The sequence below is a fragment of the Mycobacterium pinniadriaticum genome, from assembly GCF_026242045.1.
In the GTDB taxonomy this organism is placed as follows: domain Bacteria; phylum Actinomycetota; class Actinomycetes; order Mycobacteriales; family Mycobacteriaceae; genus Mycobacterium; species Mycobacterium pinniadriaticum.
This window is the reverse complement of record NZ_JAPJDO010000093.1, coordinates 1-1,840: the sequence shown is the minus strand read 5'-3', so window position 1 is coordinate 1,840 and position 1,840 is coordinate 1. Positions and strand designations below refer to the sequence as shown.

Below are 1,840 nucleotides of genomic sequence, written 5' to 3'. Positions count from 1 at the left end.
GCTAGGAGGCCGCTGAACAAGGCGGTTCTGGGGCTGAGCTGTGGCACGGGTCGGGGCGTGGATTGGTGGGCGGTCGGCCGGCGAGCGCGGATCGTGGCGGTGGGGGCCTGTTTGGACCTGTGGCAGGGCGCCCGGGTGGCCCGTACCGGCCGTCGGCGGAGTCCGGTGGGCCCCATTTTCAGGCCGGTTGGGGTGCCAGAACCCATTCCCCTGCGGTGCGGGTGAGGCCACGGCCGAGAAGATTGCGGAGGTTGAGCCCGGCGGTGCGACGGGTCAACCATGCGTGGTTCTTGGTGGTGCCGCGGTAGCGCAGTTTGAGGCGGCGTCCGCCGCGGCTGGCGATCTGGGACACGACGCGTTCCACGTTGGGCCGGTTCTTGCGGTACTTCTGCGGCAGGTCGGGGTCGGCAGCCCAGTCGCGGCGGGCAGCGCGTAGCAGGTCGTCCCGCTGGTGCAGGCTGATGGTGCGGCCGGATTTGGAGGTGGTGCAGCGTGCCACAAGCGGGCAGGCGTGGCACAGCGCGCCGAAGATCACGTTGCGCGCCTTGGTGATGGGGCGGGTGTGCCCGGCCGGGCAACTCACTGTGGCGCCCTGCTCGTCGACGGTGAAGTCGTCCACGGTGAATCCGGCCGTGACCGCGGCGGGGATCGGCCTGGGTTTGATCACCGCGTCATGTCCGGCGTCGTGGATCGCGCCGCGCAGATCCCCTGTGCCGTAAGCGGAATCGCCGTACCACTGTCGTGTGTAGGGTCCGGCAGCGTGATCGTTGGCCAGGAACTGCTCGGCGACCGCCGCATCGGAGTTGCGCGGCCCCGCGGCCATGGTCAGCGCCTCATCGGTGATGATCCCGGTTTCAGGCTCAGCTACCACGTGCGCCCGATATCCGTCCCGGCGGGCCTCTGGTGACTTACGGGTGTGGCGGGCTTGGGGATCGACTTGGGAGATCACCCGGTCGGGGGCGACCTTACGGGCGATGCGCCACCGCCCGTCGGTACCGTCAGAACCTTCCGCCGGTTCGACATCTTGTCCGGCGACCAACGCCAACATCGCCAACGCCGCAGCCACCGACTCCTGGGCAGCCACGTCCTCATCGATCCCGGCGAGCGCTTCCAGCAACGCGTTCGCGTCGTTGACCAGCGCGGACACCAACGCATCCTTGGCCCCGGGTTCGTCCCAGTCGATCACCGGCTTACCGGGGCGCCCGTAGTCATGCCCGGTGCACACCGCCGCGATCGCCTCGGCGGCGCCGGGCACGATCCGCCCGACGCGGCGGATCGCCGAGATCAGCTGGGTGATGGTGTCCTGGGTGGCGACCGCATCAGCCAGGATCGTGGAATCCACCGCACGTTTACCACGGCCACGCAGCAGCCCGGTCTCGGCGACGACCTGGCGCACCGCCTCGTTGATCCGCTGCGGCCGGTCTGATTTGGCCAGCCGCTTACGCCAGTACACCAGAGTGGACGGGTCGAACCCCTTGTCGTCCAACGCCATCCCGGTCGCGACTTTCCACCGCAGATCGCACCGAACCGCCTCAGCGGTCTCCCGATCAGACAGATCATGCAAAGCCTGCAACACCAGGATCGAGGCCATCACCGACGCCGGGATCGACGGCCGTCCCTTCCCCGAAGGGAACAAGTCCTCGAACTCGTTGTCGCTGAAAAGATCCTGACGATGATCAGCCAGGAACGCGAACATACTGCCCGGCGCCACCAGATGACCGACCAGAGCCCGGGCGTCCAACAGTTCCCGATCCGGCCGCTCCATGCCTTGCATGAATCCATTTTCCCAGCTCAAGCCGCTACACCGAGGAGACACGCCGATTATTCAGCGGCCTCCTAG

The 1,840-nt window shown here is 67.7% G+C and carries 1 protein-coding gene; it reads right to left on the bottom strand.

The window, feature by feature from the left end; genetic code table 11:
• Positions 1 to 178 precede the first annotated feature (178 nt).
• A complete protein-coding gene (locus tag ORI27_RS32765) occupies positions 179 to 1,774 on the bottom strand; it encodes an IS1182 family transposase (protein WP_266001413.1) in 1,596 nt (531 codons plus the stop codon).
• Positions 1,775 to 1,840 lie beyond the last annotated feature (66 nt).